This window comes from Catellatospora paridis (genome assembly GCF_009720365.1).
Taxonomy (GTDB): Bacteria; Actinomycetota; Actinomycetes; order Mycobacteriales; family Micromonosporaceae; genus Catellatospora; species Catellatospora paridis.
In genome coordinates, this window is record NZ_ML769314.1 from 19,586 (window position 1) to 46,304 (window position 26,719).

The 26,719-nt window shown below is 72.1% G+C and carries 22 protein-coding genes and 2 pseudogenes; 22 read left to right on the top strand and 2 right to left on the bottom strand.

Annotated elements, in window-relative coordinates; all coding sequences use genetic code 11:
• The first annotated feature begins 28 nt into the window (after positions 1-28).
• The 11 genes and pseudogenes from F9C41_RS09185 (at position 29) to F9C41_RS09235 (ending at position 11,539) form a co-directional block, all read left to right on the top strand.
• A complete protein-coding gene (locus F9C41_RS09185) occupies positions 29-721 on the top strand; it encodes a lysophospholipid acyltransferase family protein (protein WP_155386291.1) in 693 nt (230 codons plus the stop codon).
• A gap of 81 nt (positions 722-802) precedes the next feature.
• Positions 803-2,755: a TIGR03960 family B12-binding radical SAM protein gene (locus F9C41_RS09190; RefSeq protein WP_155386292.1), complete on the top strand. Its 1,953-nt coding sequence runs from the start codon at positions 803-805 to the stop codon at positions 2,753-2,755.
• 46 nt (positions 2,756-2,801) lie between these two features.
• On the top strand, positions 2,802-3,557 hold the full coding sequence (locus F9C41_RS09195) for a TIGR03936 family radical SAM-associated protein (protein ID WP_155386882.1): 756 nt from the start codon (positions 2,802-2,804) through the stop codon (positions 3,555-3,557).
• A 1,392-nt stretch (positions 3,558-4,949) separates the two neighbouring features.
• Positions 4,950-6,080 (top strand): annotated as a pseudogene (locus F9C41_RS42160) (Rne/Rng family ribonuclease); the annotation flags it as partial.
• 463 nt (positions 6,081-6,543) lie between these two features.
• Entirely contained in the window at positions 6,544-7,095 is a 552-nt protein-coding gene (locus F9C41_RS09205) for a hypothetical protein (RefSeq protein WP_155386294.1), read from the top strand.
• Positions 7,096-7,170: 75 nt separating this feature from the next.
• Positions 7,171-7,662 (top strand): hypothetical protein, encoded by a 492-nt coding sequence (locus F9C41_RS09210; protein WP_155386295.1) that lies wholly within the window; start codon positions 7,171-7,173, stop codon positions 7,660-7,662.
• A 274-nt stretch (positions 7,663-7,936) separates the two neighbouring features.
• On the top strand, positions 7,937-8,422 hold the full coding sequence (locus F9C41_RS09215) for a hypothetical protein (RefSeq protein ID WP_155386296.1): 486 nt from the start codon (positions 7,937-7,939) through the stop codon (positions 8,420-8,422).
• 248 nt (positions 8,423-8,670) lie between these two features.
• Complete coding sequence (rplU, locus tag F9C41_RS09220) at positions 8,671-8,985, top strand: 50S ribosomal protein L21 (RefSeq protein WP_120316523.1); 315 nt, start codon at positions 8,671-8,673, stop codon at positions 8,983-8,985.
• 8 nt (positions 8,986-8,993) lie between these two features.
• Complete coding sequence (gene rpmA, locus F9C41_RS09225; RefSeq protein ID WP_155386297.1) at positions 8,994-9,251, top strand: 50S ribosomal protein L27; 258 nt, start codon at positions 8,994-8,996, stop codon at positions 9,249-9,251.
• 227 nt (positions 9,252-9,478) lie between these two features.
• Positions 9,479-10,960: a GTPase ObgE gene (gene obgE, locus F9C41_RS09230; RefSeq protein ID WP_155386298.1), complete on the top strand. Its 1,482-nt coding sequence runs from the start codon at positions 9,479-9,481 to the stop codon at positions 10,958-10,960.
• Positions 10,961-11,098: 138 nt separating this feature from the next.
• On the top strand, positions 11,099-11,539 hold the full coding sequence (locus F9C41_RS09235; RefSeq protein WP_196279695.1) for a GNAT family N-acetyltransferase: 441 nt from the start codon (positions 11,099-11,101) through the stop codon (positions 11,537-11,539).
• Here F9C41_RS09235 and trpS read toward each other — a convergent pair.
• Positions 11,529-12,518: a tryptophan--tRNA ligase gene (gene trpS, locus F9C41_RS09240; protein WP_155386300.1), complete on the bottom strand. Its 990-nt coding sequence runs from the start codon at positions 12,516-12,518 to the stop codon at positions 11,529-11,531. The two genes, F9C41_RS09235 and trpS, sit on opposite strands and share 11 nt — an antisense overlap.
• A gap of 264 nt (positions 12,519-12,782) precedes the next feature.
• Here trpS and pepN point away from each other — a divergent pair, with 264 nt between their 5' ends.
• From pepN to F9C41_RS09275, 7 genes are all read left to right on the top strand, one after another.
• Positions 12,783-15,272: an aminopeptidase N gene (gene pepN / locus F9C41_RS09245; protein ID WP_155386301.1), complete on the top strand. Its 2,490-nt coding sequence runs from the start codon at positions 12,783-12,785 to the stop codon at positions 15,270-15,272.
• A gap of 169 nt (positions 15,273-15,441) precedes the next feature.
• The gene (gene nadD / locus F9C41_RS09250) at positions 15,442-16,026 is read left to right on the top strand and encodes a nicotinate-nucleotide adenylyltransferase (protein ID WP_155386302.1); all 585 of its coding nucleotides are present in this window, start codon (positions 15,442-15,444) and stop codon (positions 16,024-16,026) included.
• Positions 16,027-16,147: 121 nt separating this feature from the next.
• Complete coding sequence (gene rsfS / locus F9C41_RS09255) at positions 16,148-16,537, top strand: ribosome silencing factor (RefSeq protein WP_144119411.1); 390 nt, start codon at positions 16,148-16,150, stop codon at positions 16,535-16,537.
• A gap of 97 nt (positions 16,538-16,634) precedes the next feature.
• Complete coding sequence (locus F9C41_RS09260; protein ID WP_155386883.1) at positions 16,635-17,234, top strand: histidine phosphatase family protein; 600 nt, start codon at positions 16,635-16,637, stop codon at positions 17,232-17,234.
• A gap of 45 nt (positions 17,235-17,279) precedes the next feature.
• The gene (locus F9C41_RS41175) at positions 17,280-17,714 is read left to right on the top strand and encodes a DUF5818 domain-containing protein (protein ID WP_230689460.1); all 435 of its coding nucleotides are present in this window, start codon (positions 17,280-17,282) and stop codon (positions 17,712-17,714) included.
• A 17-nt stretch (positions 17,715-17,731) separates the two neighbouring features.
• Positions 17,732-18,610 carry a DegV family protein gene (locus F9C41_RS09270; RefSeq protein WP_155386303.1) on the top strand — a complete coding sequence of 293 codons (879 nt, stop codon included), beginning with the start codon at positions 17,732-17,734 and terminating at the stop codon, positions 18,608-18,610.
• Between the two features lie 51 nt (positions 18,611-18,661).
• Positions 18,662-19,600 carry a hypothetical protein gene (locus tag F9C41_RS09275; protein ID WP_155386304.1) on the top strand — a complete coding sequence of 313 codons (939 nt, stop codon included), beginning with the start codon at positions 18,662-18,664 and terminating at the stop codon, positions 19,598-19,600.
• 75 nt (positions 19,601-19,675) lie between these two features.
• Here F9C41_RS09275 and F9C41_RS09280 read toward each other — a convergent pair whose 3' ends face one another.
• Entirely contained in the window at positions 19,676-21,634 is a 1,959-nt protein-coding gene (locus F9C41_RS09280; protein ID WP_230689461.1) for a S8 family peptidase, read from the bottom strand.
• A 656-nt stretch (positions 21,635-22,290) separates the two neighbouring features.
• Here F9C41_RS09280 and F9C41_RS09285 point away from each other — a divergent pair.
• From F9C41_RS09285 to F9C41_RS09300, 4 genes and pseudogenes are all read left to right on the top strand, one after another.
• Positions 22,291-23,016: a ComEA family DNA-binding protein gene (locus F9C41_RS09285; RefSeq protein WP_155386886.1), complete on the top strand. Its 726-nt coding sequence runs from the start codon at positions 22,291-22,293 to the stop codon at positions 23,014-23,016.
• Positions 23,016-25,430: a ComEC/Rec2 family competence protein gene (locus F9C41_RS09290; RefSeq protein ID WP_155386305.1), complete on the top strand. Its 2,415-nt coding sequence runs from the start codon at positions 23,016-23,018 to the stop codon at positions 25,428-25,430. The genes F9C41_RS09285 and F9C41_RS09290 overlap by 1 nt, the downstream gene beginning before the upstream one ends.
• Before the next feature lie 43 nt (positions 25,431-25,473).
• On the top strand, positions 25,474-26,457 hold the full coding sequence (gene holA / locus F9C41_RS09295; protein ID WP_155386887.1) for a DNA polymerase III subunit delta: 984 nt from the start codon (positions 25,474-25,476) through the stop codon (positions 26,455-26,457).
• A pseudogene (locus tag F9C41_RS09300) lies at positions 26,454-26,703 on the top strand (hypothetical protein); the annotation flags it as partial. The gene holA and the pseudogene F9C41_RS09300, both read left to right, overlap by 4 nt.
• Positions 26,704-26,719: the final 16 nt, after the last annotated feature.

The window sequence follows — 26,719 nt, forward strand, 5'->3', positions numbered from 1 at the left end:
GCTAGCTCATTACCTGTGGAGGCAGAAAGTGCCGGTGCTCTATACGGTCGGATTGTGGACGGTGGCGCCCGCGATCAAGCTCGGCTGGCGTCCCACGGTCGAGGGCGCGGAGCACATTCCCGCCACGGGCGGCGCCATCTTCGCGGGCAACCACCTCTCCGTCGCCGACGAGCTGTTCCTCGGGTCCTCGGTCAACCGGCACATCTCCTTCTGGGCCAAGGAGGACTACTTCGTCGGCACCGGTCTGAGCGGCCTGTTCTTCCGCACCCTGATGGGCGGCCTGGGCGCGATCCCGGTGCACCGCTCCGGCGGCCGGGCCGCGCTGAGCGCCTTCGACGCGGCGATCCCGGTGCTCAAGGAGGGCGGCCTGGTCGCCGTCTATCCCGAGGGCACCCGCTCGCCCGACGGGCGGCTCTACCGCGGGCGCACCGGCGTGGCGCGGCTGGCCCTGGGCGCGGACGTGCCGATCATCCCCGTCGGCATGATCGGCACGGAGAAGGTGCAGCCCATCGGCCAGGCGATCCCGTCGCTGAAGCCGGGTCAGGTCACCGTGAAGTTCGGCAAGCCGATCGAGGTCGGGGCGTGGCGTGACGCGGAGTCCGCCAGCACGGCCGCCCGTGAGATCACCGACACCGTGATGATGGCGATCCAGGCGCTCACCGGCCAGGAGTACGTCTCCCGGTACGCTCCGAAGCGAAGCTCGGGCGACGCGGAACAGTAGACATGCAGGTCGCCACCGGACATCGGGTACGCAATCGCCCGAGGTCCGGTGCTCGCGCGCGACCGCGTACCCTTGATACCCATGCGTGGCGACTCGGTCTTTCCCCAGCTTGAGCAATTGCTGCCCCTGGTCAGCAAGCCCATCCAGTACGTCGGTGGTGAGCTGGGCGCCGTGGTCAAACCATGGGAGTCGGCCACGGTTCGCTGGGTGCTGTCGTACCCGGACGCATACGAGGTGGGCCTGCCCAACCAAGGCGTGCAGATCCTGTACGAGGTGCTCAACGAGCGCGAGGACGTGCTCGCCGAGCGCACCTACGCGGTCTGGCCGGACCTCGAGCAGCTGATGCGCGAGCGCGGGGTGCCGCAGTTCACCGTCGACGCGCACCGCGCGGTCGGCGACTTCGACCTGTTCGGCCTGTCCTTCTCGACCGAACTCGGCTACACCAACATGCTGACCGAGCTGAGCCTGGCGCAGATCCCGCTGCTGGCCGCCGACCGCGACGAGTCGCACCCGATCGTGGTCGCGGGCGGCCACGCCGCGTTCAACCCGGAGCCGATCGCCGACTTCGTCGACGCCGCCGTGCTCGGCGACGGCGAGGAGGCGGTGCTCGAGATCACCGACATCGTCGCCGCGTGGAAGCGCGAGGGCAGCCCCGGCGGCCGTGACGAGATCCTGCTGCGCCTGGCCAAGACCGAGTCGGTCTACGTGCCGCGCTTCTACGACGTGGACTACCTGCCCGACGGCCGGATCCAGCGCGTGGTGCCCAACCGCCCGGGCGTGCCGTTCCGGGTGCACAAGCGCACCACCATGGACCTCGACGCGTGGCCGTACCCGAAGAAGCCGCTGGTGCCGCTGGCCGAGACGGTGCACGAGCGGTTCGCCGTGGAGATCTTCCGGGGCTGCACCCGGGGCTGCCGCTTCTGCCAGGCCGGCATGATCACCCGTCCGGTGCGCGAGCGCTCCATCACCACCGTGGCGCAGATGGTGCACGACGGGCTGGAGTTCTCCGGCTTCACCGAGGTGGGCCTGCTGTCGCTGTCCAGCGCCGACCACTCCGAGATCGGCGACATCTGCTCCGGGCTGGCCGACCAGTACGAGGGCACCAACGTCTCGCTGTCGCTGCCCAGCACCCGGGTGGACGCGTTCAACATCGACCTGGCGCAGGAGCTGGCCCGCAACGGCCGCCGCACCGGGCTGACCTTCGCTCCCGAGGGCGGGTCGGAGCGCATCCGCAAGGTGATCAACAAGATGGTGACGGAGGAGGACCTCATCCGCACCGTCACCACCGCGTACTCCAACGGCTGGCGGCAGGTGAAGCTGTACTTCATGTGCGGCCTGCCCACCGAGACCGACGAGGACGTGCTGCAGATCGCGCGCCTGGCGCACAACGTCATCAAGTCGGGCCGCCAGGCGACGGGCAGCAAGGACATCCGCTGCACCGTGTCCATCGGCGGGTTCGTGCCCAAGCCGCACACGCCGTTCCAGTGGGCGCCGATGGAGCGCCCCGAGGTGATCGACGCGCGGCTCAAGGCGCTCAAGAACGAGATCAACTCGGACCGCTCGCTGGGCCGGGCCATCGGCTTCCGCTACCACGACGGCGAGCCGTCGCTGATCGAGGGCCTGCTGGCGCGCGGTGACCGCCGCGTCGGCGCGGTCATCCGCAAGGTGTGGGAGAACGGCCAGCGCTTCGACGGCTGGAGCGAGCACTTCTCGTACCCCCGCTGGGTCGACGCCTGCGCCGAGGTGCTGCCGGGCCTGGGCGTGGACCTGGAGTGGTTCACCACCCGCGAGCGCGAGCAGTCCGAGGTGCTGCCCTGGGACCACCTGGACTCGGGCCTGGACAAGGACTGGCTCTGGCAGGACTGGCAGGACGCGCTCACCGAGTACGAGCAGGACGACTGCCGCTGGACGCCGTGCTTCGACTGCGGCGTGTGCCCGTCGATGGACACCAGCATCCAGATCGGGCCGACCGGCCACAAGTTGCTGCCCATCACGCCGGTCAACACCGGCCTGCGCGTGCCCGCGGGAGCCTGACGTGGGACGTACCAAGAACCAGCCCACGGGTGGCCAGGCCCCCGTCGTGCAGCGCATCCGGCTGCGTTACACCAAGCGCGGCCCGCTGCGTTTCACCTCGCACCGCGACTTCGCGCGCGCCGTCGAGCGGGCGATCCACCGGGCGGGCGTGCCGATCGCCTTCTCGCAGGGCTTCACCCCGCACCCGAAGATCTCGTTCGCCAGCGCCGCGCCCACCGGCGTGGCCTCCGAGGCGGAGTACCTGGAGATCGGCCTGCGGGAGCGGGTGGAGCCGGCGGAGCTGTGCCGGGCGCTGGACGCCGCGCTGTCGCCGGGCCTGGACGTGATCGAGGCCGTGGAGGCCGTCGCGCCGGGCAGCCTGGCCGACCGGATCACCGCCTCGCTGTGGCGGATCGAGCTGCCCGGGGTGACCGACGAGCAGCTCGCCGCTGCGGTGGCGGCCTTCGTCGCGCAGAGTGAGGTGCTGGTCGAGCGCATGACCAAACAGGGTCGGCGCACCTTCGACACCAGGGACGCCGTGGTGTCCATCGAGGCCGTCTCGTCACAGACCTCACCACCTGGCGTGGTCGTGACCGCCCCGTGTGCGATACTCGACCTTGTCGTGCGGCAGGTCACTCCCTCCGTACGGCCCGATGACGTCCTGTCCGGCCTGCGCGTGGTTGCGGACCTGGAGCCGTCGGCGCCCCATTCACTGAAAAGTGCCAGGGCGACCCGGCTGGCACAGGGCACGCTGACCCCCCAGGGGGAGATCGTGGATCCGCTCGACGCGGATCGCGAGCCCGTCGCCATCGGCGAGCGTTGACCCGACCGGTCACCGCTCTCGGCAGACTTCGGCGGATGCCCGTCCGAGCGCCTCGACAGGCGCTTGAACGGGCGACCCCGGCGGCAAACACCGGTGTGCTCCTGAGTGGCTGCGTTGTTACGCGCCCGGGACCGCCAGAACTGGAGAACAGTCCGGATGCTCGACCACGAGCCCGCAGATCGGCACGAGAATGCCGACAACGTTTCGCAGAACGCGCCGAGCGCGGCCTCGGCTGACCAGCCCAGTGCCGTGACCGGCGGGAACACCGGCGGCGACGCCGTCACGGGCGCGCCTGCGACGCCCGAGCCCGCCCCCGCGCCGCCTGAGCCCGTCATGGCCCAGCCCGCGGCACCGGAGCCGGTGGCCGCTGACGCGGCGACCGCCGAGGGCGCACCCGCTGAGGCGGAGCCCGAGGCGGCACCGGCTCGGCGGCGTACCCGTAAGCGTGCTGTCGCGGCGGCGGCCCCCGAGGCCGCGGATGCCGCCGAGGAGCCTGCCGAGGAGGCGGCGCCGGTCAAGAAGACGACCCGGCGCCGGAAGAAAGCCGCAGAGCCGGACATCTCCGGCGAGTCTGGGGCGAATGACGTAGTTGAGCCCGTACCGGCTGTCGCCGAGCTCGCGCCCGCCACCATGGCCGACGCGCTCGCCGAGGAAGCCGAAGAGGACGAGGAGGCGGCGGAGGCCGCCGCCGAGGCCGCCGAGCGGGCGGGCGGAGCCCCGCGCCGGCTGGCCCCGTCCGTGCTGTTCATGGCACCCGAGGCGACCGCCGCGCCGGTGCGTCCCGTGGTCGCCGCGCGCCCCGTCGTCGAGGAGCCGGTGGAGGTGGCGGAGCCGGCCGAGACCGGCCGTCGCCGCAAGCGCCGCCGCGGCCGGGACGAGGAGGAGGCCGTCGTCGAGGCGGAGGCCGCCGAGCCCGTCGCCGCCGACGAGGAGCAGGACGAGGACGAGAGCGAGGAGAACGGCCGCGCCCGTCGCCGCCGGGGCCGTCGCGGCCGTGGCCGCGGCAAGGGCGGCGCGGACGACAACGGCGACGAGGAGCAGCCCGAGGCCGTCGAGGCCGGGGACGAGGAGGAGACGGACGCCGACGGCGAGCCGCTCACCCGCCGCCGTCGCCGCCGCCGCCGCAAGGGCGCCGGGGACGAGGGCGCCGAGGCCGAGGACGGCGTGCACACCGTGGTGCGCATCCGCGAGCCGCGCGCCGTCAGCGACGAGGTGCAGGGCGTGTCCGGGTCGACCCGGCTGGAGGCCAAGCGCCAGCGCCGCCGGGACGGCCGCGAGCAGCGCCGCACCCGCCCGCCGATCCTGACCGAGTCCGAGTTCCTGGCCCGCCGCGAGGCGGTCGACCGGGTCATGGTCATCCGCGAGAACCCGGACCGTACGCAGATCGCGGTCATGGAGGACGGGGTGCTCGTCGAGCACTACGTCACCCGCGCCGCCACCGCCACCATGGTCGGCAACGTGTACCTGGGCAAGGTGCAGAACGTGCTGCCGAGCATGGAGGCCGCCTTCGTCGACCTGGGCCGGGGCCGCAACGCGGTGCTGTACGCCGGTGAGGTCAACTGGGACGCGGCCGGGCTGGAGGGGCGCGCGCGCTCCATCGAGCAGGCGCTGAAGTCCGGCGACTCCGTGCTGGTGCAGGTGACCAAGGACCCGATCGGGCACAAGGGCGCGCGGCTGTCCAGCCATGTCGCCCTGTCCGGCCGGCACCTGGTGTACGTGCCCAACGGCAACGCCTCCGGCATCAGCCGCAAGCTGTCCGACGTCGAGCGCAAGCGGCTGCGCGACATCCTCAAGAAGCTGGTCCCCGAGGGCGCGGGCGTGATCGTGCGCACCGCCGCCGAGGGCGCCTCCGAGGAGGACCTCGAGCGTGACGTGCTGCGGCTGCAGTCGCAGTGGGAGGACATCCAGGCCAAGGCCTCCGACGGCGGCGCGCCCGCGCTGCTGTACGGCGAGCCAGACCTGGTCGTCCGGGTGGTCCGCGACCTGTTCAACGAGGACTTCAAGGAACTCGTGGTGCAGGGCGACAACGCCTACGAGACCGTGCAGGACTACCTCGAGCACGTCTCGCCCGACCTGGTGGACCGGGTGCACCGGCACACCGGCGTCTCCGACGTGTTCGCGACGTACCGCATCGACGAGCAGATCCTCAAGGGCCTGGACCGCAAGGTGTTCCTGCCCTCCGGCGGCCACCTGGTCTTCGACCGGACCGAGGCGATGACCGTCGTCGACGTCAACACCGGCAAGTACACCGGTGTCGGCGGCAACCTCGAGGAGACGGTCACCCGCAACAACCTGGAGGCGGCCGAGGAGATCGTGCGCCAGCTGCGGCTGCGCGACCTCGGCGGCATCGTGGTGATCGACTTCATCGACATGGTGCTGGAGAGCAACCGCGAGCTGGTGCTGCGCCGGCTGACCGAGTGCCTGGGCCGGGACCGGACCAAGCACCAGGTCACCGAGATCACCTCGCTCGGCCTGGTCCAGATGACGCGCAAGCGCATCGGGGCGGGCCTGCTGGAGGCGTTCAGCGAGCCGTGCGAGCACTGCAAGGGCCGCGGGGTCATCATCCACACCGAGCCGGTCTCCGAGCGCCGGGCGCCGGTGCAGGCCGCGCCGCCGGTGCAGCTGCCGCCCGCACAGGTCAAGCAGGCCGCCGTGGCGCCGCCCGCGCCGAAGCAGCAGAAGGCCGCCGAGCCGACGTACTACGACACCGAGGGTTACGACCTGTCGCGGTACGAGGCGGCGGCCGAGGCGGTGGCCGAGGACGAGGACGAGGCGGGCGAGGAGCCCGGCGAGGACGGCGGCGACACGCCGACCAGGCGGCGTACCCGCCGCGGCGGTCGGCGGCGCACCCGCCCGTAGCACGGCACGGAGATCGTTCGCGACGGATGTGTCGGCGGAGGACTTGCGTAAGCTGCCCGGGGTATGTGTTTCCGCATCCCCGGGCAGTACTCTGCCCAGACCCCCTCAGAGCCTGGAGGACGCCCCCATGCGACGCATCCTTGCTGCCGCCGTGCTCGGCGCCGCGCTGTTCACCGCCACCGCCTGCTCGGGCGACCCGGTGCGGCCGAACGCGGGCTCGACACCGTCCGCCGGGGCCTCGACCGAGGCGAGCCCGCCGAGCCCGGGCGCGAGTGTCGTCCCCGGCGCCTCCGGTGCCGTCGCCGGCACCACCGACCCGAAGGCGACCTGCGCCGCGGTGATCGCCGAGAGCAAGAAGTTCGTCTCCAATCTGGTGACGAAGGCACAGCAGCTGGGCGAGTCGCTGAGCGACCCGGAGAAGGTCAAGGTCTTCTTCGCCGAGCTGACCAAGGACTACGTGGCGCTGTCGACCACGGTGAAGGCCGAGGCGGCCAAGACCTCCGACCCGAGGCTGCGCAAGGCGCTGGAGGACGTCGCCAAGGCGCTGGACGCCTCGGTGGCCCAGCTCGGCGACCCGCAGAAGCTCGCCGAGGACCCCTCGAAGATGCAGCAGATCCTGTTCAGCCCGGAGCTGACCACCGCCAACGAGGCGCTGAACGACATCTGCCCGGCAGCCTGACGACGTACGGCGACCGTGCCGTCCCCGGACAGCCACGGCCGCCCAGCCCCACCCCCCTGTAGGAGGCACCTGCCCATGCGACGTTTCCTGACCGCCGTGCTGGTGGCCGCATCTTTGCTCGGCGCGAGCGCGTGCGCCGACGACAAGCCCGCCCCGGCGTCCTCGCCCGGCACGGCCGCCGCGCCCGCACCCAGCGGCTCGACGGAGGCCAAGGCGGTCTGCGCCGAGTTCGACAAGGTCTTCAACGGCAAGGCCCGCACCGACCTGGCCACCGCGATCGGCGGTGTGCTCACCGCTCGTGGCGGCACGGACGCGGCGAAGACGCAGGCCGCGGAGACCAAACTGCGCGAGGCGATCACCGCGCTGGAGACCCAGATCACGACGGTCGGCGCGGTCGCCGCCGACCCCGCGGCCAAGGCCGCCTTCGAGCAGGTCGCGGCGAACGTCCGCCAGTCCGGCGTCGATCTGGCGTTCCTCGACGGCGTCACCAAGCTCGCCGACCTCGAGGCGAAGCTCACCCCGGTGCTGCTGGCCTGGATCACGCCCTTGTCCAGAATCTGTCTCTGACACCCTGTGCCGGCCGCCATCCGGCCGACGACGGCGACGTCCACGAGGTGCTCGACGTCGCCGACCGTGACACCGACCAGGGCGGGACCGTGCGGACCGTGACGCGTGAGGCTGCTGATCCTGTTGTCCGCCACCGTGGTTAGGCTGCCACGGTGGCCACAGACGAGGGTTCGGCGTGTACGAGCCTGGATCCCCGGTCATATGGCAAGTAATCGCGGGTGTTGAGCCGGCGACGGCGACGCACCCGTTTCACCCCGCATAGACAAGGAAGAACATGCGACGGATTCTGGCCACCGCCACTCTCGGTCTCGCCCTGTTCGGCGCCGCGGCGTGCGCGGACACCGAGCCCGAGGCGACCAGCACCCCGACTCCGGGCGCCGCGGCGACCTCCGCGGCCGCCGCCCCCGCCGGCACCGACAAGAAGGCGGCCTGCGCCAACCTCACCAAGGCCATCACCGACCTGGAGACCCAGGGCGCGACCATCGTGCCCGAGGTGCTCAACCCGGCCACCCAGCAGGCCGCGATCCCGAAGCTGACCAAGCTGCTCACGGACTTCCAGGCGGCGTACGGCAAGGACGTCAGCACCATCGCCGACGCGGAGCTGAAGGCGGCCGTCGAGGCTGACCTGAAGGCGCTGCAGACCGGCATGGCCGCTGTGGTCGCCGCCAACGGCGACGCGACCAAGATCCAGGCTGCGATGACCTCCCCGGAGTTCGGCGCGGCGGGCAACAAGGTCAAGACGCTCTGCGCCGCGGCGTGACGGACTGACCTCGGCTCGGCGCGCGGTGATCGGCATCACCGCGCGCCGGGCCTGGGGGTGCCCGGTTTGGGCATCGGGTCGGGCATGACGTAGTCTTCTCCACGGTGCCCGTCACAGGGCGCTGCATGCGTGCGTGTGTGCCGGCCGTCTTCGGCCAGGACTGCCGAGCGCAACCAGTAGTGAAGACTCGGCCCGCCACGCGGGTCGATGAACCAACCGCCAGCACCTACGACAGGAGTCCGCGTCTCATGTACGCGATCGTCAAGACCGGCGGCAAGCAGTACAAGGTCGCCGAGGGCGACGTGATCGAGGTCGAGAAGCTCGCGGGCGCGCCCGGCGACGTGGTGGCGCTGTCCGCAGTGCTGCTTGTTGATGGCAGCGACCTGGTGACCGACGCGGCGAAGCTTGCCAAGGTTTCTGTTTCCGGAGAGCTCGTGGCCCACACCAAGGGCCCGAAGATCCGGATCCACAAGTTCAAGAACAAGACCGGCTACCACAAGCGGCAGGGTCACCGTCAGCCGCTGACGCAGGTCAAGGTCACCGGCATCAAGAGCGGGAAGTAGGCCTCGACATGGCACATAAAAAGGGTGCATCCAGCTCGCGCAACGGTCGCGACTCCGCCGCCCAGCGACTCGGCGTGAAGCGCTTCGGCGGTCAGGTCGTCAGCGCCGGCGAGATCCTCATCCGCCAGCGCGGCACCAAGTTCCACCCGGGCGACCTGGTCGGCCGTGGTGGCGACGACACGCTGTTCGCGCTCGCCGCGGGCTCGGTGCAGTTCGCTCTCAAGCGGGGCCGCAAGACCGTGAACATCGTTCCGGTCTCGGCCTGACAGATCGTCGGAGGCGGGAGGGCGCGCGAAGCGCCTTCCCGCCTTTGCTGTTTCCGCCTCACGGAAGCGTCGAGGTGAGACGCGGCTAACCCCGCGACCCGGAACACCCGGGACCCACCGTGCGCTGCCCTAGGGGGCACGCCCGCACCCCGGCCGCGACTCGTGGAGTCGGTGGGTGGAAGCGGGCATATGCTGTTTTTTGAATCGAAGTATGTGGAGGATGGAACGTGGCGACGTTCGTGGATCGTGTGGTGCTGCACCTGCAGGCGGGTGACGGCGGCCACGGCTGCGTGTCCATCCACCGCGAGAAGTTCAAGCCGTTCGGGGGGCCGGACGGCGGCAACGGCGGGCACGGCGGCGGCATCCTGATGGAGGTCGACCCCAACGTGCACACGCTGCTGGACTTCCACTTCCACCCGCACATCAAGGCGACCAACGGCAAGGGCGGCTCGGGCAACAACCGGGAAGGCGCCAACGGCGGCGACCTGGTGCTCAAGGTGCCCTCTGGCACGGTCGTGCAGACGCTCGACGGCGTGGTCATCGCCGATCTGGTCGGCGCGGGCACCACGCTGGAGATCGCCCGCGGCGGTCGCGGCGGCCGCGGCAACGCCGCGCTGGCCAGTTCCCGGCGCAAGGCGCCCGGTTTCGCCGAGCTCGGTGAGCCCGGAGACCGGCTCGAGGTGGTCGTCGAGCTCAAGAGCGTCGCCGACGTGGGCCTGGTGGGCTTCCCGAGCGCGGGCAAGTCCTCGCTCATCTCGGTGATCTCCGCGGCCAAGCCGAAGATCGCCGACTACCCGTTCACCACGCTGGTGCCGAACCTGGGTGTGGTGCAGGCGGGCGAGCACGTGTTCACCGTCGCCGACGTGCCGGGCCTGATCCCGGGCGCGGCCACCGGCAAGGGCCTGGGCCTGGAGTTCCTGCGCCACATCGAGCGCACCGCGGTGCTGGCCCACGTGGTGGACACCGCGACCCTGGAGACCGACCGCGACCCGGTGGCCGACATCGAGGCCCTGGAGTCGGAGCTCGCGCAGTACGGCGGGCTCGGGGACCGGCCCCGCATCATCGTGCTGAACAAGATCGACGTGCCGGACGGCCGGGACCTGGCCGACATCACCACCCCCGACCTGGAGAAGTTCGGCTGGCCGATCTACCAGGTCAGCGCGGCGACCCGGGAAGGGCTCACGGAGCTCGTATACGCGCTGGCGCGCATGGTCGAGGAGCACCGGGCGGCCGCGCCCGTGCTGGAGCCGACCCGCATCGTGCTGCGCCCCAAGGCCGTCGACGACTCCGGCTTCGAGATCACGCAGGACCGCGCGGGTGTCTGGGTGGTCACGGGCAGCAAGCCCGAGCGCTGGGTGCGCCAGACCACCTTCGACAACGCCGAGGCGGTGGGCTACCTCGCCGACCGGCTCGCCCGGCTGGGCGTCGAGGAGAAGCTGGCCAAGCTGGGCGCGCAGCCCGGCGACCCGGTGCGCATCGGCGAGCGCGAGTTCGACTGGCAGCCGACGATCTACGCGGGCAAGGACTTCACGCCCGGCAACCGCTTCACCGACGAGCGCCTCGAGGACGACATCACCCGTCCGAGGGCTGCGGAGCGGCTCGCGGCCCGCAAGGCGCGGCGCCAGCGCGAGGAAGGCGACACCGCCGGCGACGAGTGGCTCCCCGACGAGAAGGATCTGCGCCTCGACGACGAGGACGACGATCAGTAGACGATCAGTAGGCGTCGGCACCAGGGCGGACACTGTCAGTTAACGGTTCGGTGACAGTGTCCGTCATCTCACCGCAATCCGCCCTGCTGTGCGGTTTGTGAAACAACGCGGAAACAAGCCCTGGCTAGCGTCCTGACGGTGTTGATCCAGCACCGTGAGATCACCCACCCTGATGTCACCGCGCTCGTGCTCGCCGCTGAGGACGAACTCTTCACGCGGTATCCGGGCACCACCCGATCACCCCTGGACCCGCACGCCCGTTTCGTCGTGGCGTACGTGCTGGGCAGGCCTGTCGGCTGCGGGGCGCTCGTCGTGTCCAGCCCGGGTGTAGGCGAGATCAGGCGGATGTATGTACTGCCGGCGCATCGCCGCGCCGGGGTGGCCCGCCGCATCCTCGCGGCACTGGAACGACGGGCCACCGCCCAGGGCTGGGACTCGCTCATCCTCGAGACCGGCGTGAACCAGCCTGAGGCGATCGCGCTGTACGAGTCGTCCGGTTACCAGCGGACCGAGCCGTACGGCAGGTACGTCGACAACCCCTACTCCGTCTGCTTCGTGAAGAAGCTCCTCAGGAGCTGACGAGTCCTATCGCCTCGCCGGCTCGCCGCAACGTCGCGGCGGCCCGCGGGCGTGCCCGCCGCGCCCCCTCCCGGAGCACCTCCTCGACCGTCTCCGGCCGCCGGCGCAGCGCCTCGTAGCGTTCCTGGATGGGCGTCAGCACCGCCACCACGGCCTCGGCCGTCTCCCGCTTGAGCTGCCCGTACGAGCTGAAGTGGCCGGTGGACCCGGTGCAGGCGTGATAGATCTCCAGCAGGTTGGTCACCCCCGGCTGGTGCTCCCGGTCGTGGCGCACCGTGCTTCCGCTGTCGGTGACCGCGCGCATCACCTTGCGGCGCACGACGTCGGGTTCGTCGAGGATGCCGATCACTCCGGTACTGACCACATTGGTCTTGCCCATCTTCGCCGTCGGGTCGGCCAGGTCCATCACCCGCGCGGCGACCGGTGCGGGCACCGCCGCGGGCACCGTGAAGGTAGGGCCGTAGCGGCCGTTGAACCGGTTCGCGACCGCCCTGGCCAGCTCGACGTGCTGCATCTGGTCGTCGCCGACCGGCACCTGCTCGGTGTCGTGCAGCAGGATGTCGGCCGCCATCAGCACCGGGTAGGTGAGCAGGCTGAGCCGCACCTGCTCGCCGCGGCCGGCCTTCTCCTTGAACGCGACCATGCGCTGGGCCTCGCCGTAGCCGGTGGCGCATTCCAGCAGGTAGTGCAGTTGGGTGTGCTCGGGCAGGTGGGATTGGACGTAGAGGGTGCAGCGCTGCGGGTCGACCCCGGCGGCCAGCAGCACCGCGGCCTGTTCCAGGGTGCGGCCGCGTACCGCGGCGGGGTCGTGCTCGACGGTCAGCGAATGCAGGTCGGCGAGCATGGTGACGGTCTCGCTGTCGTCCTGGCCGGCCACCAGCGGCAGGATCATGCCGAACAGGTTGCCGAGTTGCAGGCGCCCGGTCGGCTTGCAGGCGGACAGCCGGCGGGCGCGGGTGCGGGTCGGGGTGATGGTCATGTCGGTCTCCTCGGGAGTCGGGCCACCCCGTCCGGAGACCTCGGCACGGCGCAAGCGGTGCACGAAGAAGGCCGCCCGGAGGGGCGGCCTGGGTCGTCTGCTGGGTTCGCGGAAGCGGGCCGCCCGTCAGGGCAGCCACCACATGGTGTTCGTCGTCCGCATTCCACCATTGTCCCCATCATGGCCTTGATCGGCAAGAACGTTGCCGAAGGTAAGGGGCTACCGCCCGTTCGCCACCTGCCGCCGTCAGGCAGGATGGGCGTCATGTCGCATCGTTGCCTCAGCCACCTCGAAGCCGTCGCGCGGGCCGCCACCGTCCGGAACCTCGCGTACGCCCTGGACGTGGATCTGACTACGGGAGACGAACTCTTCCGCTCGGTCACCACGGTCCGCTTCACCGCCGATCCCGGCGCCGAGACGTTCCTGGAGGCGCGGCCGGAGCGACTGCTCGGCGCCACGCTCAACGGGATCGAGCTCCCCGCCGACGCGTTCGCCGAGGGCCGGCTGCGGCTGGCGGATCTCGCCGCGGACAACACCGTCGTGGTGACCGCCGAGTACGCCTACACCCGCACCAGCGAGGGCGTGCACCGCTTCACGGACCCGGCCGACAAGCAGGTCTATGTCTACGCGCAGCCCTCGATCACCGACGCGCCGCGCTTCATGGCCTGCTTCGACCAGCCCGATCTGAAGGCGCCGGTGACGCTGTCGGTCACCGCCGACCCGTCCTGGCTGGTCCGGGCCAACGCGGAGGGTGTGCAGGCCACGCCGGGCAGCTGGGAGTTCCCGGCCACCAAGCCCGTCGCCACCTACCTGATCACGTTCGTGGCCGGCCCTTACGTCGAGCTGACCGACAGCCACGACGGCATCCCGCTGGGCCTCTACGCCCGCGCCAGCTACGCCGAGGTGCTGGAGCGCGACGCGCCCGAGATCTTCTCGCTCACCAAGGCGTTCCTGGACCGCTACCACGAGCTGTTCGGCGTGCGGTACCCGTTCGGCAAGTACGACCAGGCGTTCGTGCCCGAGTTCAGCTGGGGCGCGATGGAGTTCCCCGGCTGCGTGGTGTTCCGCGACGAGATGCTGTTCCGGGCCGCGGTGACCGACACCGAGCGGCTGGAGCGGGCGGCCGTCATCGCACACGAGATGGCGCACATGTGGTTCGGCGACCTGGTGACCATGCGCTGGTGGGACGACCTGTGGCTGAACGAGTCGTTCGCCACCTACATGGGCTACCGCCTGGTCGGCGAGGTCACCCCGTGGCCGCAGTCCTGGACCCGCTTCGGCGTGGGCCGCAAGGCCTGGGGGTACGTCGCCGACCAGCGCCCCTCCACGCACCCGATCGCGCCCACCGAGGTGGTCGACACCGACGCCGCGTTCGCCAACTTCGACGGCATCTCCTACGCCAAGGGCTGCTCGGCGCTGCGCCAGCTGGTCGCCTTCATCGGCGACGAGGCGTTCCTGGCCGGGCTGCGGGCGCACTTCGACAAGCACGCCTGGGGCAACGCCACCCTGGCCGACCTGCTCGGCGCGCTGTCGCAGGCCAGCGGGCGGGACCTGGACGCGTGGGCGCAGGCGTGGCTGCGCACCCCGCAGGTGAACACGCTGCGTCCGGTGATCGAGTGGGCGCCCGACGGTTCGTACGCCTCCGTCGCGGTGGCGCAGACCGCGTCGCAGGAGTACCCGACGCTGCGCCCGCACCGCATCGGCCTGGGCTGGTTCGGCGAGGACGGCGCCTGGCAGCGCACCGAGGTCGAGGTGACCGGCGCCAGCACCCCCGTGCCGCAGCTGTCCGGCGTACGCGGCCGCGGCCTGCTGCTCAACGACGGCGACCTCACCTTCGCCAAGATCCGGATGGATGAGCGCACCCGGGCGGAGCTGCCCTCGCTGCTCGCCGAGCAGCCCGACTCGCTGGCCCGCGCGCTGAGGTGGAACAGCGCCTGGGACGCCGTACGCGACGCCGAGTGGCCCGCCGCGGAACTCGTCGAGCTGGCCGCCGCGGCACTGCCCGTCGAGCCGGACGTCGTCATCGTGGAGTCGGTCTTCGGACTGGCCCGGTACGCGGCCACCCGGATGGTGCCCGCGGACCAGCAGGAGGCGGCCCGCTCGGCACTGGCCGGCGCGGCCAAGACCCTGCTGGCCACCGCGGCGCCCGGCAGCGGCCACCAGCTCGCCGCGGCCCGCTCCCTCATCGCCACCGCCGCCGACGCCGACCGCACGGTGCTGCGCGGCTGGCTGTCCGGCGCGGACGTGCCCGCGGGCCTGCGCGTCGACGCCGAGCTGCGGTGGGCGGTCCTGGGCCGGCTGGCCGTGCTCGGTGACGTCACCGAGGAGGAGATCGACGGGGAACTGCAGCGCGACACCAGTGACCGCGGCGAGCAGGAGGCCGTCCGGGTGCGCGCGTGCCGCCCCGACCCGGCCGCCAAGGAGCGGGCGTTCGACCTGGTCGTCACCGAGCAGGGCCAGTCCAACCGGATCGCGGTCGCGGCCGCCGACGGCCTGTGGCAGCCGGAGCACGCCACGCCGACCGCGCCGTTCGTCGCCCGGTACTTCGCCGAGCTGCCGCACGCGCAGGGCCGCTCCGGCGACATGCTCGCGCACCTGGCGAAGGCGGCCTATCCGGTGTACGCGGTGTCGGAGGACACACTCGCCGCCGCCCGGACGGCGCTGGCGGGGGACATGCACCCGCTGCTGCGCCGCGCCCTGGCCGACGACACCGACGACCTGGCCCGCTCCCTGCGCGCCCAGCAGGCCGCCTGACCTGCCCCTCCACCCGCCCCGCCGACCCGCTCGGCGGGACGGGGGTCACGGCCCCCGCCTGATGTAGACGTTGGCCTATCCGGATGACTTCGATCGCCGAAAATTCATCCAGATAGGCCAATGTCTATGGCAAATCGGGGCGGCTCGTGCGGCGGCATAGAATCGGCGCGTGGCGACACGTATCGGGATCATGGGCGGCACCTTCGACCCCATCCACCACGGTCACCTCGTCGCGGCCAGCGAGGTGGCTGACCGGTACGCGCTCGACGAGGTCGTCTTCGTGCCGACGGGGCAGCCGTGGCAGAAGACCGAGCACGCGGTCACCCCGGCGGAGGACCGCTATCTGATGACGGTCATCGCGACCGCGTCCAACCCGCGGTTCAGCGTGAGCCGGGTGGACGTGGACCGGGTCGGGCCGACGTACACCGTCGACACGCTGCGCGAGCTGCGCGACCAGTACGGCGAGAAGACCGAGCTGTTCTTCATCACCGGCGCCGACGCGCTCTCCAAGATCTTGTCCTGGAAGGACGCGGACCAGCTGTTCGAGCTGGCCCACTTCGTGGGGGTCACCCGTCCGGGGTTCATGCTCACCGACGCGCACCTGCCCGCCGACGTGGTGAGCCTGGTCCAGGTGCCGGCGATGGCGATCTCGTCGACGGACTGCCGCCGCCGGGTCGCCGCGGGCCAGCCGGTCTGGTATCTGGTACCGGACGGGGTAGTGCAATACATCACAAAACGGCATCTATACCGCTGATGTCCGGGTGTCCCGGCCCACCGCGTGACTATCTCAGCGGCAGACCGGGTAATCCCTGTGAGACTCTGGATGCGAGCCTGATCGCGAGCATCGCGGCCAGGCCACCGACGAAAGGACCAAGGTGCCCGCAACCGAGCGTGCTGTCGAGATGGCCCTGGCCGCCGCGCAGGCGGCCGCCGACAAGAAGGCCGAGGACATCGTCCTGATGGACGTGGGCGAGCAGCTCGTCCTCACCGACGTCTTCGTGGTCGCCTCCGCTCCGAACGAGCGCCAGGTCCTGGCCATCGTCGACGCCGTCGAAGAAGCCCTGCTGAAGATGCCCGAGAAGGCCAAGCCGATCCGCCGCGAGGGCGAGCGCGCAGGCCGCTGGGTGCTGCTCGACTTCGGCGACATCGTCGTGCACGTCCAGCACAGCGAGGAGCGCGAGTTCTACGCCCTCGACCGACTGTGGAAGGACTGCGCCCGGATCGAGTTCAACGACCGCGATCTGGCGACCCAGGACGCTGCGTGAGCGAGCGGCGCGAGCGAACCATGGGGTTCGGCCCTCACGCCGCCGCCGACGAGCGGAGCGAGGAGAAGGCGTGAGCCTGGAACGGGGCCAGGAGCCGATCACGCGCGTGCTGCTGTGGCGGCACGGCAACACCGACTGGAACGCCGCCCAGCGGGTGCAGGGCCAGCTCGACGTGCCCGTCAACGACCGCGGCCGGGCCCAGGCCCAGGCCGCGGCCGCGGTGCTCGCGCGCGGCGAGGCCCAACTCATGATCACCAGTGACCTGAGCCGCTGCACGCAGACCGCCGCGCCGCTGGCCGAGCTGACCGGGCTGACGCCCGAGCGGGACGCCCGGCTGCGCGAGCGGCACTTCGGCTCCTGGCAGGGGCTCACCACCCCGGAGGTGCGCGAGCGGTTCCCCGAGTCGTACGCCCGCTGGCGTGCCGCCGACCCGGATCCCGGCGACGGCCTGGAGCCGCTGGCCGACCTGGGCAAGCGCGTCAGCGAGACGATCCGGCAGGCCGCCGAGCGGGTGCCGGGCGGCACGGCGATCCTGGTCAGCCACGGTGGCGCCATCAAGTACGGGGTGGCCGCGCTGCTCGGCTGGCCCGAGGAGATGCTGCCGACGATCGCGCCGGTGCAGAACTGCCACTGGGTCGACCTGATCCTGCAGCCGTCCTACGGCTGGCGGGTGTCGGCGTACAACGTCGGCGCATGACGGCACTCGCGCAACTTGCCCCCGGGCGGTAGCGTCCGAACTGACATGACCACACGAACCCCCCTCACTCATCTGTTGCTGACCGGCACGCTGCTGGGCGGTCTCCTGCTCGCCGCGTGCGCCCCGACCGAGGAGCCGGAGGTGGGCAGTTCCGTGACCCCGTCACCGTCGGCGTCGGCCGGGATCCCGCCGAGCAGTCCGGCCGGCAAGCCCAAGCCGAGCCTGTCGCCGCAGGTGCCGCCGCCGGCCAAGGACGGCGAGGTCATCTCGGTCACCGGCCGGGTCGAGCGGGTGGAGCTGGAAGGCGGGTGCACCGTGCTGCGCGCCGACAGCGGCACCACCTACCAGCTCATGGGCGGCGATCCGAAGATCGTCAAGCCGGGCGCCACCGTGCAGATCCAGGGACGGGTGCGCACCGACATCATGACGATCTGCCAGATGGGCCCCGTGCTCGAGGTCGTCACGGCGCAGCCGTCGTGACGGGTTAACGTGCCCGCATGCCCGTAGCGGTCGTCACCGACTCCACTGCCTACCTGCCCGCCACCGTCGCGGACGGGTCGCTCACCGTCGTGCCGCTGCACGTCGTGCTCGGCGGCGTGTCCGGCCGGGAGGGCGTCGAGGTCAACCCGGCCGAGGTCGCCGTCGCGCTGGCCGCCCGCCGCGTCGCGGTGACCACCTCGCAGCCCACCCCGGCCGAGTTCGCGCAGGTCTACGACCAGCTGTTCGCGGCGGGCGTGGACGGCATCGTCTCGGTGCACCTGGCCGGCGCGCTGTCGGGCACCCTGAGCGCGGCGTCGACCGCGGCGGGCGAGGCCGCCGGGCCGGTCGAGGTCGTCGACTCCTGCTCGGCCGCGATGGGTGTCGGCTTCCCGGCCCTGGCCGCGGCGCGGGCCGCGGCACGGGGCGAGGACCTCGCGGGCGTACGCGACGCCGCCCTGCACACCATCGACCGCACCAGCACGTTCTTCTACGTGGACACGCTGGAGCACCTGCGCCGGGGTGGCCGCATCAATGCGGCCTCGGCCCTGCTGGGCACCGCGCTGGCGGTCAAGCCGCTGCTGGAGGTGTCCGCGGGCGGCATCACCATGCGCGACAAGGTGCGCACCGCGGCCCGTGCACTGGACCGGCTGGTCGCGCTGGCCCTGGAGGCGGCCGGTGACGGGCCGGTCGAGGTGGCCGTGCATCACCTGGCGGCCGCGGAGCGGGCCGAGTGGGTGGCCGGGGCGCTGCGCGAGCGGCTCGGCGACCGGCTGTGCGAGCTGTACACCAGCGAGGTCGGCGCGGTGGTGGCCGCGCACGTGGGACCCGGCCTGGCCGGAGTGGTCGTGCACCGCCTGCCCGAGGCCGCCCAGTCGCTCCTCGACGACCAACTCTGACCCGGCGCCACGGGTAGCGCCCGGGCGGGGGAGTGTCGATACTCAGCGTTCATGGAGAAGGCTCGTTCTGAACTTCTCGGCCGGGACCTGGCGCATGCGCTGCGTACCGGCCCGTTCTCCGCCGCACTGCACCTGGCCATCGAAGACCGGGGCATTCGGCCGGAGGAGATACAGGAGAAGCTGGCCGTCGCCGGGATCAGCGTCAGCCTGGCCACCCTCAGCTACTGGCGGCGGGGTCGCAGCCGCCCCGAGCGTCCGGAGTCCATGAAGGCGGTGCGGATGCTGGAGCAGATCCTGTCGCTGCCCGCCGAGTCGCTCATCGCCCAGCTCGGCCCGCGCCGGCCCCGCGGCCGCTGGCTCAACCAGCCGCCGGGGACCATCGACATCGACCGGCTGTTCGAGGACGGCAACAGCGTCTCGAAGATCATCCGGGAACTGGACCGGTGGACGTACCACGAGCTCACCCGGATCAGCCTGCACGACCTGTACCAGGTCGGCGCGCAGCGCCAGGAGCTGCGGCTCAACTGCCGCCAGGTGCTGCGGGCCAACGTGGACCGGGTGGCCCGCACCGTCGGCATCTTCCGCACCGACGACCTGGGCGCGCCCACCGGTGTGCACGCCCTGCGCAACTGCCGGCTCGGCCGGGTGCGCTCGGACCCCGAGTCGGGCCTGCAGGCCGCCGAGATCATCTTCGACCGGATGCTCTCGCAGGGTGACACCGTCGTCGTCGAGTACGAGTTCGAGAGCGGCTCGCTGGTCGCCACCGACAACTACTACCGGGGCTTCTCGGTGCCGGTGGGGGAGTACGTGCTGCAGGTGCAGTTCGACCGCGACGCGGTGCCGGCCCGCTGCTACCGCTTCGAGCGGCGCGGCCTGCACGCACCCGACCAGGGCGTACGCGAGGTGTGGATCGGCTCGACGCACGGCGCGCACCTGGTCGCGGCGGACATCCCGCCGGGCATCGTCGGCATGCGCTGGGAATGGGAGTGAGCGGCCGGGCATCGTCGTGAGACGCCCGGCCGCCCGGTCCCCCCGTCAGGCCCCCTGATCAGGAGGCCCCCCGGATCAGGAGACGCTGATGGTCACGTCGTCGATCACCCAGCTGGTCTGCAGCGACTGGTCCTCGACGCCGTTGAACTTCAGCACCACCGTCTGCCCGGCGAACTGGCTCACGTTGACGACCCTCTCCACGTACGCGGAGTTGGCGTCGAGGTTGGTGGCGGTGGCCACGGTCGTGCTGCCCATGGTCACCGTCAGCCGGTCCCAGACCTGGCCGTCGTTCTCGGCGGTGGTGATGCGCACCCAGTAGCGCAGCGTGGCGCTGGTGCAGCCGGCCGGGATCGTCACCGACTGCTGAACCCAGTCGGTCTGGGTCTGGCCCTGGCCACCCAGCCAGGCGCTGCGGGTGCCGGTCCTGCCCGGGTAGCCCGAGCCCGCCCAGGCGCCGACGACGCCCGTGTCGGCCGTCCACGGGGTGGTGCCGCTCTCGAAGCTGGAGTTGCCCACGACCTGGGCCGCGGTGCAGCCGCCGCCACCGGTGGTGATCGTCCAGGTGAAGTTCGCCGTCCCGGTCTTGCTGGCCGAGTCGGTGACCGTCACCGTGACGTTCGCGGTGCCCGCGGTGGTCGGGGTTCCCGAGATCAGACCGCTCGACGAGCTGATCGACAGCCCGGCCGGCAGGCCCGAGGCGCTCCAGGTGTACGGCGTCGTGCCGCCGGAAGCCTGCATCTGCAGGCTGGCCGACTGCCCGACCACGCCGCTCCGGTTGCCCGGGTTGGTGACCGACGGGTTGTTCGGATTGGTCCCGCCGTTCATGAAGCCGGTGTAGAGCAGCCGGTTCGGCGAACCCGTGCCCGGCGAGGTGACCTTGCCGGTGGTGGCGTTGTTGACCAGCGCGTCCCGCACCTGGGCGGGCGTGGCGTTGGGGTTGAGGCCCAGGTACACCGCGGCCGCGCCGGCCGTGTGCGGCGAGGCCATCGAGGTGCCCGTCATCGTCGCGCTGCCGGTGTTGCTGGAGTACGACGCCGAGACGATGCTCGTGCCCGGGGCGAAGATGTCCAGGCAGGAGCCGTAGTTGCTGCTGCTGTTGCGGGCGTCGTTGCTGCTGGTGTTGCCGACGGTGACCGCCGCGGCGACGGCCTGCGGGCTGTAGTAGCAGGCGTCGTCGGAGGAGTTGCCCGCCGCCTGGACGAACTGCACGCCCGACGAGATCAGGCTCGACACGGCGCTGTCCATGGCCTGGCTGGTGCAGCGGCTCTGGCAGCCGATGCTGTAGTTGACCACGGCCGGCTTCTGGGCGTTGGTGCGCACCCAGTTGATGCCCGCGATGAGGTCGTCGTTGGTGCCGCTGCCCTGGCAGTTCAGCACCCGGACGGATGCCACGGAGGCCTTCTTGGCCACGCCGTAGCTGGTGCCCACGGCGGTGCCGGCCACGTGGGTGCCGTGGCCGTGGCAGTCCGTCGGCGTGCTGTCGTCGTCGACCATGTCCACGCCCTGCTTGACGCGGCCGGTGAAGTCGACGTGGTTGGCGTTGATGCCGGTGTCGAGCACATAGACCGTCACCCCCTGACCCGGGTTCGTGGGGTACGTGTACGCCTGGTTCAGCGGCAGGTTGGCCTGGTCGATACGGTCGTCGCCCCAGTTCGGGGGATTGTTCTGGGTGTCCAGCACGCCGATGCGCTGCACCGCCTCGACCGAGGCGACCGCGGGGTCGGCGGCCAGCTTGCGCGCCTGCGCCGCGGTCATGCCGACCGAGAAGCCGCGCAGACCGGCGGTGTACACGTGCCGCGCCTTGCCGCCGAAGCGGCCGGCCAGGTCACGGGCCTTGGTGCCGACGGTGCTCGCGGGCACCGCGGCGTCCTTGAACACCACGATGTAGCGGTCGGCGACCGCGTTCGGGCTGTCGGCGTACAGGATGTGGGCCTCGGGTCCGGTGGGGGCGGCGTTGGCCGTCCCACCCGAGCCGAGCGCCCCGGCGAACGCGACGATGATCGCGAAGCCGAGGGCGGAAACTCGATGCCGCAAGGTTCTCTCCTCCCAGAGATCCCACCCCGCAGCCGGGTCCCGATGACGCCGGCCGCGAAGGGGTGACGCGAACCTAGGAGTAGATGAATCCGTTGCGGCAGTGCGGTTAACAGCGATCGACGATTCGTAACGTCAAAACTGTTTATAGAAACCGACCCATACGATGAGTCGTGATCGGACTCCCGCCCCAGGCTGTCGCGGCCGTAACACATCGGGGTCTTGATCAGGCGGTTGTCCACAAGCGGGCCGTCCTCCACAGGCAAGAGAATTGAGCGGTACGCCCACCGCACACCCACCCCTACCGTGGCCGCGTGCCGTCGACCCCGTTCCGCAAGCCGCAGCCCGCCGAGGCCGACCTCGACCGGCTGCACCGCGTACTCGCCCCGGCCACCGCGCCGCCGTCCTGGCCGGAGCCCCTGGACGCGCCGTTCCTCGACGTGCTGCCCGACTTCCCGCGGCCACGCCCGACCCGGCAGTTATTGCCGCTGGACCCGACGACCTCGGGCGACTCGTCGGCTCATGTCTGGCCGTGGACGCGGCCTGCCGTATCGCAAGCGGACGGGCTGTCGGCGGCAGCCCTTCATGCCGTGCTGCCAGTGGCGACATCACACGGAGTGCTCCCGGCGACGGCGTCTGGTTCCGTGTCGGCCACTGCGATGGCAGCTGCGCCGCCCTCGGGTGCCGTGCCGGGTGCCGTCATGTCGGCCAGGCCAGCGGGTGGCGTCAGGCCGGATCCGGACGTGCCGTCGTCGGCGGAGAGCCCGCCCAGTGCGCTGCCGGGTCGGTCGGCGTTCGATCCGGGGCGGCGCGGGCTGCGAGCGCTGGCGGTGGTGGCCGTGCTGGTCGTGGCGCTCGCCGCGTACCTGGCTTGGCAGTCGCGGCCGTCGGTGGAGCCCGCGCCCGAACCGGTGCCGGTGCCCGTCGCGGAGTCGGGTCGGCCGGTTGCGTCATCCTCACCGGCGATGCTGGTCGTGGCGGTGACGGGGCGGGTTCGCAAGTCGGGACTGGTCAGGCTGCCTCAGGGTGCTCGGGTCGCCGACGCCATCGAGGCGGCGGGCGGGGTCCTGCCGGACACCGACCTGTCCGCGGTGAATCTGGCCCGCAAGGTCACCGACGGCGAGCTGATCGCGATCGGGGTGCCCGGTGTGGCCGCTGCGGACGGTCCGGCCGCGGGGGCGGGACCCGGCGCGGGACCGGTGAACCTGAACACCGCGACCCTCGCCCAGCTCGACGCGCTGCCCGGCGTCGGCCCGGTGCTGGCGCAGCGCATCCTCGACCACCGGTCCCGGCATGGCGACTTCCGCAGCGTCGGCGACCTGCGGCAGGTCGAGGGCATCGGCGAGTCGAAGTTCGCGCAGCTCAAGGATCTGGTCACCGTCTGATGGACGGTCCCGACCTGCGGCTGGTCCCGTTCGCCCTGGGTTGCTGGGCGGCCTCACTCGCGGCGCTGTTCACCGGGCTGGGCGTCACCCTGGCACTCGGCGCGGCGGGCGCACTCGGCGTCGCCCTGGCCTTCGTTCGCGACCACGTCATACGCCGTCACCCGTCGGCTATTGCCCGCGACCACGTCGCACGCCGTCACCTGTCGGGCCAGGACCGGACCGACAGGGCCGCCGCCCAAGGGTGGTGGGGCCGGGGTGTGACGCCTGGCGGGTGGCGGTGGATCGTGGCCGGGGCGTTCCTCGGGGTGGTGTGCGGGGCGGCGGCGACCGGGGCGCGGCTGGCGGCGCGGGACGCCCCCGAGGTCGTCGCGCTGGTGGAAGGGCATGTCTCGACGACGGTGGTGCTGACGGTGCGGGACGATCCACGCCAGGCGGCCGTGGTGGTCGGGCGGCCCGCGACCTGGGTGGTCGCGGCAGACCTGGAGCGGGCCGGTGACCTGCGTGCCGACGTCGGCGTGCTGGTGCTGGCCAGTGGTGACGGCTGGGCGGGGCTGCTGCCGGGCCAGCGGGTGCGGGTGCCCGCGCGGTTCGGCCCGTCCCGCGGCGGTGACCTGCGGGCGGCGGTGCTGTCCACCGAACGGCCGCCGGAGCTGCTGGGGAAGGCGTCGTGGGCGCAGCGGGCGGCGGGCGGCCTGCGGGCCGGACTGCGCCGGGCCTGCGCGCCGTTGGACGCCGCCACGGGCGGGCTGCTGCCGGGCCTCGTGGTGGGCGACACCAGCCGCCTCGACCCGGCGGTCGAGCAGTCCTTTCGCGACACCGGCATGACTCATTTGACGGCCGTTTCGGGAAGCAACGTGGCAATCGTCACCGGATCGGTCCTGCTGCTGGCCCGGTGGACCAGGGCCGGGCCACGGCTGACCGCGGTGGTGTGCGCGGTGTCCGTGGTCGGGTTCGTGATCCTGGCCCGGCCGTCGCCGAGTGTGCTGCGGGCCGCGGTGATGGGAGGGATCGCGCTGTTGGCGCTCGCCTCCGGCCGGTCACGGGCGGCGCTGCCCGCGCTGTCGGCAGGCGCGGCGGTGCTGCTGATGGCCGACCCGGAGCTGGCCGCCGACGCCGGGTTCGCGCTGTCGGTGCTGGCCACGGCCGGGTTGCTGCTGCTCGCACCGCCGATGCGCGACGCGCTGCGCCGACGCGGGGTCCCCGGCGGCGTCGCCGAGGCGCTGGCCGTGCCCGCCGCCGCGCAACTCGCCTGCGCCCCGGTTGTCGCGGGCATCAGCGGCACGTTGAGCCTGGTCGCCGTACCGGCGAATCTGCTGGCGGTGCCCGCGATCGCGCCCGCGACCGTCACCGGCGTGGCCGCCGCGCTGCTGTCGCCGGTGTGGCCGGCCGGGGCCGAGTTCGCCGCGTGGCTGGGCAGCTGGCCCGCATGGTGGCTGGTCACCGTGGCGCGGGTGGGCGCCGAGGTGCCCGCCGGGGTGCTGCCGTGGCCGGGTGGGCCGCCGGGTGCGCTGCTGCTGGCCGGGCTGACCGTGCTGCTCATGATCGGCTTCCGGCGGCCTGCGGTGCGACGGCTGGCCGCGGTCGTCGCGCTGGCGGCGGTGCTCGGGGCGCTGCCGGTGCGCGTGCTCACCGGCGGCTGGCCGCCCGACGGCTGGCTCGTCGTGGCATGCGATGTCGGGCAGGGCGACGCGACCGTGCTCAACGCGGGCCACGGGGCGGCCGTGGTGGTCGACGCCGGGCCGCTGCCCCGTGACGTCGACCGGTGCCTGCGCGAGCTTGATGTCGACGAGGTGCCGTTGTTGCTGGTCAGCCACTTCCACGTGGACCACATCGGCGGGCTCGACGGGGTGCTCACCGGGCGGCGCGTGAGGGCGGTCGTCACCACACCGTGGCCCGAACCCGCAGCCGGCCGGGCGGCCGTGACCCGCGCCGCCGCCGCGCACCGGGTGCCGGTGTCCGACGCCCCGGAGTCCGGCGGCTGGACCGTCGGCGACGTACGGCTGGAGGTGCTGCCCGCGCCGCCGGAGCGCGGCACCCGCAGCGATCCGAACAACAACTCCCTGATGCTCGTGGCGACCGTACGCGGGGTGCGGGTGCTGCTGACCGGGGACGCCGAGACGGAACGGCAGCAGGCGCTGCTGACCGCGGGCGTGGACGTGTCCGCGGCCGTCCTGAAGGTCGCTCACCACGGCAGCGCCTTTCAGGAACCGTCCTTCCTGGACGCCGTAGCGCCAAGGATCGCGCTGGTCAGCGTGGGGGAGGGCAACGACTACGGGCATCCGAGCGCATCCGTGCTGGCGCGGCTGGCCGGGCGCGGCGCACGGGTGCAGCGCACCGACGTCAACGGCGACGTGGCGGTCGTGCTCGCCGACGGGAAGCTTTCCGTCGTGCTCCCGACGCGCCCGTTGGAGTGACGGTGGGCGGCCGCCAGTTCGCACGTGCGACGATAGCGAGGTGGTGAGCCAGGTTCCGCCCCCCGTCCTGACACCCGTGGTCCTCGTGCTGGGCGACGAGGAACTCCTGGTCGCGCGCGCGATCGCCGACGCGGCCGCGCAGGCCCGCGCCGCCGATCCGGCGGCCGAGGTCCGCGAGGTGGAGACGGGCGCGATGCTCGTCGGCGAACTCGCCGAACTGCTCAGCCCGTCGCTGTTCGGCGGCGTACGGGTGGTGGTGCTGCGCGCCGCCCAGGACGCCAAGAAGGACGTCTCGGCGGTGCTGCTCGACTACGCGAAGTCGCCCGACCCGGACGTGACGCTGGTCGTCGCGCACGCGGGCGGGGCGAAGAACAAGGCGCTGGCCGACTCGCTGACCAAGGCGGGCGCGTCCGTGGTGCCCGCGGCGAAGCTGACCAAGCACCGCGACCGGGTCGACTTCGTCACCGGCGAGGTGCGCCGGCTGGGCGGCCGCTGCGCCCCCGACGCGGCCGAGACGCTGATCGAGGCGGTGGGCAACGACCTGCGCGAGCTCGCGGCGGCCTGCAACCAGCTGATGGCGGACACCGGCGGCCGGATCGACCAGGCCACGGTGGCCCGCTACTACCGGGGCAAGGCCGAGGTGAGCGGGTTCGCGGTCGCCGACGCCGCGGTCGCCGGAGACGTGCCGGCCGCGCTGGAGGCGCTGCGCTGGGCCCGGCACAGCGGCGTGGACCCGGTGCCGATCGCGGACGCGCTGGCCGACGGCGTGCGCACCGTCGCGCGGGTGGCCTCGGCGGGACGCGGCAACGCGTACCAGCTGGCCTCGACGCTCGGCATGCCCGCCTGGAAGATCGAGAAGGCGCAGCGGCAGGCGCGCGGCTGGACCCCGGACGCGCTGGTGCTCGCGATGCGGGCGGCCGCCGACTGCAACGCCGCCGTCAAGGGCGGCGAAGAGGATCGCGACTACGCGCTCGAGCGCACCATCGTGGCGTTCGCGCAGGCCAAGCAGGCGGGAGGTGGGCGATGACACCGGGCACCCGATCCCGGCGCGCCGGAGGGATCAGCCCCGAGGAGGCGCGCAACCGGCCGCTCTACGCCCGGGTGCTGGGCCTGCAGTACGTGCGCCCCAGCAATCTGATGTGCTTCCTGTTCTTCGAGGGCACCGTGGCGCTGGCCGTGCTGCTGTCACTGGCCGAGCTCACCGGCTGGTGGGCGGTGGCCGTGCTGCCCGCCTCGGTGGCGGTGATGGTGAAGCTCAACGACGTGATCGCGGGCGCGACGACCCGCTC

What these genes read in the sequence shown, in the direction of transcription:
- F9C41_RS09205 (WP_155386294.1), top strand. Translation starts at nt 6,544, where the DNA reads ATGCGACGCATCCTTGCTGCCGCCGTGCTCGGCGCCGCGCTGTTCACC.
- F9C41_RS09270 (WP_155386303.1), top strand. Translation starts at nt 17,732, where the DNA reads ATGCCCGTAGCGGTCGTCACCGACTCCACTGCCTACCTGCCCGCCACC.
- F9C41_RS41175 (WP_230689460.1), top strand. Translation starts at nt 17,280, where the DNA reads ATGACCACACGAACCCCCCTCACTCATCTGTTGCTGACCGGCACGCTG.
- F9C41_RS09290 (WP_155386305.1), top strand. Translation starts at nt 23,016, where the DNA reads ATGGACGGTCCCGACCTGCGGCTGGTCCCGTTCGCCCTGGGTTGCTGG.
- F9C41_RS09275 (WP_155386304.1), top strand. Translation starts at nt 18,662, where the DNA reads ATGGAGAAGGCTCGTTCTGAACTTCTCGGCCGGGACCTGGCGCATGCG.
- F9C41_RS09285 (WP_155386886.1), top strand. Translation starts at nt 22,291, where the DNA reads ATGGCAGCTGCGCCGCCCTCGGGTGCCGTGCCGGGTGCCGTCATGTCG.
- F9C41_RS09190 (WP_155386292.1), top strand. Translation starts at nt 803, where the DNA reads ATGCGTGGCGACTCGGTCTTTCCCCAGCTTGAGCAATTGCTGCCCCTG.
- F9C41_RS09210 (WP_155386295.1), top strand. Translation starts at nt 7,171, where the DNA reads ATGCGACGTTTCCTGACCGCCGTGCTGGTGGCCGCATCTTTGCTCGGC.
- trpS (WP_155386300.1), bottom strand. Translation starts at nt 12,518, where the DNA reads ATGACCATCACCCCGACCCGCACCCGCGCCCGCCGGCTGTCCGCCTGC.
- pepN (WP_155386301.1), top strand. Translation starts at nt 12,783, where the DNA reads ATGTCGCATCGTTGCCTCAGCCACCTCGAAGCCGTCGCGCGGGCCGCC.
- F9C41_RS09215 (WP_155386296.1), top strand. Translation starts at nt 7,937, where the DNA reads ATGCGACGGATTCTGGCCACCGCCACTCTCGGTCTCGCCCTGTTCGGC.
- rpmA (WP_155386297.1), top strand. Translation starts at nt 8,994, where the DNA reads ATGGCACATAAAAAGGGTGCATCCAGCTCGCGCAACGGTCGCGACTCC.
- rplU (WP_120316523.1), top strand. Translation starts at nt 8,671, where the DNA reads ATGTACGCGATCGTCAAGACCGGCGGCAAGCAGTACAAGGTCGCCGAG.